The 6,335-nt window shown below is 69.4% G+C and carries 4 protein-coding genes and 1 rRNA gene; all 5 read left to right on the top strand.

The window, feature by feature from the left end; translation table 11 throughout:
• A 5S ribosomal RNA gene (gene rrf, locus CLV68_RS30860) occupies positions 1-87 on the top strand; the annotation flags it as partial.
• Between the two features lie 548 nt (positions 88-635).
• Complete coding sequence (locus CLV68_RS30855; RefSeq protein WP_121394505.1) at positions 636-1,493, top strand: GNAT family N-acetyltransferase; 858 nt, start codon at positions 636-638, stop codon at positions 1,491-1,493.
• On the top strand, positions 1,490-2,233 hold the full coding sequence (locus CLV68_RS30850; protein WP_121394504.1) for a type 1 glutamine amidotransferase: 744 nt from the start codon (positions 1,490-1,492) through the stop codon (positions 2,231-2,233). Before CLV68_RS30855 ends, CLV68_RS30850 begins: the two co-directional genes overlap by 4 nt.
• 4 nt (positions 2,234-2,237) lie before the next feature.
• Positions 2,238-5,210, top strand: a complete 2,973-nt coding sequence (locus CLV68_RS30845) for a bifunctional [glutamine synthetase] adenylyltransferase/[glutamine synthetase]-adenylyl-L-tyrosine phosphorylase (protein WP_121394503.1) — start codon at positions 2,238-2,240, stop codon at positions 5,208-5,210.
• A gap of 701 nt (positions 5,211-5,911) precedes the next feature.
• Positions 5,912-6,325: an acyl-CoA thioesterase gene (locus CLV68_RS30840; protein WP_121394502.1), complete on the top strand. Its 414-nt coding sequence runs from the start codon at positions 5,912-5,914 to the stop codon at positions 6,323-6,325.
• Positions 6,326-6,335: the final 10 nt, after the last annotated feature.

Here is a 6,335-nt window from a genome sequence, read left to right as displayed (position 1 = left end):
GGTCCCATTCCGAACCCGGAAGCTAAGCCCACCTGCGCCGATGGTACTGCACTCGTGAGGGTGTGGGAGAGTAGGACGCCGCCGGACAATCATTCGAGAAGCCCCCCACCATATCTGGTGGGGGGCTTTCTCGTATTCAAACAGTTTCAAACAGTCTTTCTCCCTTAGCCCCTCACATCGTTGGCCGAACCGCGCTCCTCGGATCCGCTGGTGCCAGGCAGGCTCGATGGGGTGGACTTGTTTTGTGTGGGGGGACAGCAGCCGTAGCGTCGTTCACGCGGCAGGGCCTGCTTTTGGGCCCCTGCTTTGCGGTTCTGCCACGGTTGTTGTAGGGGCCCCGCGCAAAACAAGTTCGCCCCATCGAGCTTGTCACTCAAATCGCGCCCAGGCCAATGCCGCAGGCGAGCCGTCCACCGTCGACGCCGCAGGCGAGCACGAGAGCCAGACACCCTCAGCTCAAGATCAAACCCCCACAGAAGCCCCCGATATAAAGCCTACGGCCGCCCACACCCGGAACCCCAGACTGAACCCGCCCCCTGTGGACCACCGGCCCCCATGTGGACAACCCCCCATCGGACAACCCACCCCACCACAATCCAGTCGCTCCACACCACGCCATCAGCCACCATGTCCCGATGCGCGTAGTCCGTCACACCAACCTCCACGACTTCTGGTCAGCCGTAGAGCACCTCTACTCCGCCGACCCAATCCGGCATACCGTCGCCATGACGGTTCTCACCCGCCTCCGAGCACTGCCTGAGCTGCCCGCGGACATCATGCTGCTCACCACGTACGACGGTGACGCACTCACCGGAGCGAGCTTCCAGTTCGGTCCGTGGCCTCTAGCCCTATCCGGGCTCCCCACCAACACGCACGATGCCGTCATCGCGCACCTCTTGGACCACGGCCACACAATCCGTCGCGCACAAGGCCCGCGTGACGTCGCCGACCACTTCACCGACCGGTGGACCAACGCAACCGGTACGACCGTCGAGCGACTGCGCTCCGAACGGCTCTTCCGACTCGGCGACTTGGTGCACCCCACCGTCGAGGGCCAGATCCGGTTCGGCACCATCGACGACCTGGAGCTCCTCGGCCGGTGGTGCACCGGGTTCAGCGACGAGGCCCTGGACGGCGACGATGGCCTCCCCGATCCGGTGGAGTTCGCCCGGGACGCGGTGGTGGGCGGGCGTGGTGTGGCGATCTGGACCGACGGCGTGCCGGTCGCGATGGCGATGGCCACCAAGCCGGTCCGGGGGATGTCGCGGATCGGGCCGGTCTACACACCCAAGGAGCACCGGGGGCACGGGTACGCCAGCGCGGTGACGGCCGCGGCCGCGCGGTGGGCCAGGGAACGGGGTGCCGACGACGTGCTGCTGTTCGCTGACCTGGACAACCCCGTCGCCAACTCGATCTACCAGCGGATCGGCTTCCGGCCGGTGTTCGAGGCCGTGGAGGCGACCTTCGCCGGACGGAATACCCTCGAACCGTGACGTCAGTTCTGGTCGTGCAGCTCGATGACACCGATCCGCCCGGCAGGCTCGCCGAATGGTTGGCCGACGCCGGAGCCGAGATCACCCTCGCCCAGCCCCACCGCGAGCCGCTGCCCGAGGGGCAGTACGCGGCCATCGTGTGCCTGGGCGGGCCGATGGGGGCGAACGACGTCATCGACCACCCGTGGCTGGTGGACGTGCGCAAACTCCTGGCGACGTCGGTGACCAGGCGGACGCCGGTGCTCGCGGTGTGCCTCGGCGCGCAACTGCTGGCGGTCGCGACCGGCGGGGTCGTCGAGGTCGGGGACAACGGCCCGGAGGTCGGTGGCGGGCTCGTCGCCAAGCGGGACCTGGGCGCCGCGGACCCGTTGTTCGCCGAGCTGCCGATGATGCCGGACGTGGTGCAGTTCCACCACGACGCCGTGACCAGGCTCCCCGTCGACGCCGCGCTGCTCGCCTCATCGACCCGGTACCCGAACCAGGCGTTCCGGGTCGGGCCGGTCGCCTACGGCATCCAGTTCCACATCGAGACCACCCCCGAGACGCTGCTCGCCTGGGCCGCGGACAACCCGGAGAGCGCCGCGTGGGCCAGGCCGGGCGCGTTCGAACCCGACCGGGTCGCCGAACTGCACGACGACGTCGAAGAGGTGTGGCGGCCGTTCGTGGAGCGGTTCGTGCGGCTCGCCCGGGGTGAGCTGGCCCCGGTGTCGCCCACCCGACCGACGCTCCCGCTCATCTGACGCCATGGCCGACTCCGCGCGCCACATCTCCTCCGCTGCCCGCTTCGGCTTGACCGACCCGCGCGCGGAGGAGGACCTGCGCGCCGCGGGGCTCTGGGGTGACACCGGACCGCAGCGGGAGGCCATCCTCAGCGCGCTCTCCCGAAGCCCGGACCCGGACCTGGCCCTGCGCGGCCTCGACCGGATCCGCGCGGCGGACGAGGACGGCTGGCTTGTGCTGCGCGCCGAACTCGAGTCCGATCGCAGGCTGCGCGCGCGGCTCATCGCCGTGCTGGGGTCGTCCACCGCGTTCGCCGATTTCCTCACCGCGCACCCGGACCAATGGCGCAGGCTTGATGGTGGCGGTACCGCGATAGAGGACTACACCGCTGCCCTCTATGCCGCTGTTGAAGCCACTGGCGATACACCTACCGCCGCGCTACGGGGTCACGACGCCGTGCGCGCGCTCAAGTCCGCTTACCGCGGCCTTCTCATGGAGGTTGCTGCGGACGACTTGGGTCACCTTGTCGACTCAACGCTGCCGCATCCTGATTACGACCACGTCGCCCAGCAGCTCAGTGAATTGGCCGAGGCCGCCCTGCGTGCCGCGCTCGCTGTCGCGTGGGCCGAGACCGGCGGTCAGAACACCGCGCGGCTCGCGGTCATCGCCATGGGCAAGTGCGGTGGCGGCGAGCTGAACTACGTCAGCGACGTCGACGTCGTGTTCGTCGGCGACGACGACACGGCGGTCGCGACCAGGGCGGCCAGCGCGATGATGCGGGTCGCCACCGAGGCGTGCTTCGAGGTCGACGCCGGGCTACGCCCCGAGGGCCGCAACGGCGCGCTGGTCCGCACCCTCGACGGCCACAGCGCGTACTACAAGCGCTGGGCCAAGACCTGGGAGTTCCAGGCGCTGCTCAAGGCCAGGCCGGTCGCCGGGGACGCCGAGCTCGGCCAGGCGTACCTCGACGTCGTCACCCCCATGGTGTGGACCGCGGCGGACCGGGAGAACTTCGTCCCCGAGGTGCAGGCCATGCGCAGGCGGGTCGAGGACCACGTGCCAGCCGAGCTGGTCGACCGGGAGCTCAAGCTCGGCCGCGGCGGCCTGCGCGACGTCGAGTTCGCCGTGCAGCTGCTGCAACTGGTGCACGGCCGCACCGACGAGCTGCTCCGCCTCGGGTCCACAGTGGACGCACTGGCCGCGCTCGGCGCCGGCGGCTACGTCGGCCGGACCGACGCCGCCGAGCTGGCCGACTCGTACCGCTTCCTGCGCACCCTCGAACACCGCCTGCAACTGCAACGGCTGCGCCGCACCCACCTGTTCCCCGCCGACAGCGAGACCGACGACCTGCGCTGGCTCGCCAGGGCCAGCGGCATCGGGCCCGAGCGCGGCCGCAACGCCGCCCAGGTCCTGCTGGCCGACTTCCGCAGGCACACCAACCGCATCCGCAGGCTGCACGAGAAGCTGTTCTACCGCCCGCTGCTCGACGCCGTCGCCCGCGTCCCGACCGAACAGCTGCGGCTGACCACCAACCAGGCGCACGCCCGGCTCGCCGCGCTCGGCTACAGCTCGCCGCAGGGCGCGTTGCAGCACATCAAGGCCCTCACCGAGGGGGTGTCGCGGCGCGCGGCGATCCAGGGCGCGATCCTGCCCGTCCTGCTCGACCTGCTGGGCTCCACACCGGATCCCGACGGTGGCCTTCTCGCGTACCGCAAGGTGTCCGAGGCGCTGTCGTCGACGCCCTGGTACCTGCGGGTGTTGCGCGACGAGGGCGCTGTCGCCGAACGGTTGGCAACGTTGCTGGGCACGTCCAAGCTGGTGCCGGACCTCGTCGTGCGCGCGCCCGAGGTGTTGCGGCTGCTCGCGGAGCCCAAGGAGTTGGCACTCCGTGCGCCCGCCGAGGTCGCGGAAGCATTGCGGGCGGCGGTGAAGCGGCACGGCTATCTGGGGAACGCCGTTGCCGCGGCACGGTCGTTGCGCAGGCACGAGCTGTTGCGGATCGCTTGTGCTGACCTGCTCGGGTTCACCGACGTGCTGTCGGTGTGCTCGGCGCTGTCGAGCGTGTGGTGCGCGGTGTTGCAGGCTTCCCTGGCCGCGGTGGACCGAGCCGAGGCGGCGTCCGCCGGTGGACACCTGGCCACGATCGCGGTCATCGGCATGGGCAGGCTCGGGGGCAGCGAACTCGGCTACGGCTCCGACGCGGACGTCATGTTCGTGTGCGAGCCCGCGCCGGGCGTCGACGACAGCGACGCGTTGAAGTACGCGGGGCGCGTCGCGCAGACCGTGCGCAAACTGCTCGGGTCACCCACGCAGGACCCGCCGCTCCAGGTGGACGTCGACCTGCGGCCCGAGGGGCGGCAGGGCCCGATCGTGCGCACCATGGAGTCCTACCGCGCCTATTACGCGCAGTGGGGCGAGATCTGGGAGGCCCAGGCCCTGCTGCGCGCCCACCCGGTCGCGGGCGACGAGGCCCTGGGCGCCCGGTTCATCGAGATGATCAACCCGATCCGCTACCCGGCAGGCGGCCTGGACGCCGCCCAGATCAGGGAGATCCGCCGCATCAAGGCCAGGGTCGACACCGAACGCCTCCCCCGAGGCGCCGACCCGGCCACCCACACCAAACTAGGCCGAGGCGGCCTCGCCGACGTCGAGTGGACCGTGCAACTGCTGCAACTGCGCCACGCCCACACCCAACCCGCGCTGCGCACCACCTCCACAATGGACGGCCTGACCGCCGCCACCGAAGCAGACCTCCTCACCCCCGACGACGCGACCGCCCTCCGCGAAGCCTGGCTACTGGCCACCCGCGTCCGCAACGCCGCCACCCTGGTCCGGGGCAAGCAAACCGACCAACTCCCCACCCACGGCCGAGAACTGGCCGCCGTAGCCGCCGCCATGGGCACCCCCCTGACCCAAGACCCCGGCACCTTCACCGACACCTACCGCCGCACCACCCGCCACGCCCGCGCAGTCGTAGAACACGTCTTCTACGACTAACGAACGACAGCCCCCCGCACTGACCCTCAACGGCTAGTAGGGCCTAGCAGAAGGCAGCGCTCAATGAGGGTGAGAGTCAGGTGAGAGCCGACGTCGGTGAGAGATCTATAGACCCAACGTGCGTCGCCGACCACGCACTCCTCGGATCCACCGGTCCCAACCGATGGAGACTGTGCGACGTTGGCCTCCACCCGGCCTTCACGATCGTTGGCCCCCACGCGCCCGTCGCAGTCGTTGGCCCCTACGTGCCCCTTGCAGGCGTTGGTCGACAACCGCTCCTCGGATCCGCTGGTGCCAGGCCGGCTCGATGGGGCGGACTTGTTTTGTGTGGGGGAGCAGTGCCCGTAGCGTCGTCCACGCGGCAGGGCCTGCTTTTCGGCCCCTGCTTTGTGGTTCTGCCACGGGTGCTGTCGGGGCCCCGCACAAAACAAGTTCGCCACATCGAGCTCTTCGCTTTCTCGCGCCAGGCCAATGCCGCAGGCGAGGCGTTCACCGTCGATGGCGCAGCCGAGTTCGAGAGCCGGAACACCCCTCAGCTCAAGATCAACCCGCCACAGCAGCCCCCGATATACAGCTTACCGAGAGCCACCGACAAAACGAGCCGAGCGACCAAGCCCCCTGTGGACAACCCCCAGCAGACATCCCCAGCCGACAACCCATGCGGACCACCCCCACCGGACAACCCCACCTACGCTCCCCCCATGACCTGGACCACCCCCATCACCGTCCGCAGCTACGAACTAGACGCCCTCGGCCACCTCAACCACGCCGTCTACCACCAGTACGCCGAAGTAGCCCGAGTCCAAGGCTTCGCCGCCGCAGGTTGTGAATGGGATGGCCTCATCAAGGCAGGCACCGCCCCCGTACTACTCCAGTCCACAATCAACTTCCGCCGCGAGCTCCGCGCAGGCGACACCGTCCACGTGGACCTGGTGCTCAAGTTCAGCGCGGGCAAGACCTTCCACGCCGATTCCACCATCACCAAGCTCGATGGCACGGTCTCCGCTGAGATCACCTGCCTGCTCGGCCTGATGGACCTCACAGCGCGCAAGTTGGTCGCCGACCCCCAGGCCGTGCTCGCTGGGCACGGCCTGGACGTCAGCGTTCTGGGTTAGGCGAGTAGTG

The organism is Actinokineospora cianjurensis, assembly GCF_003663795.1.
GTDB classification, from domain to species: Bacteria; Actinomycetota; Actinomycetes; order Mycobacteriales; family Pseudonocardiaceae; genus Actinokineospora; species Actinokineospora terrae.
Note: the sequence above shows the minus strand (reverse complement) of the source record. Positions and strands in the feature narration are given on the sequence as shown.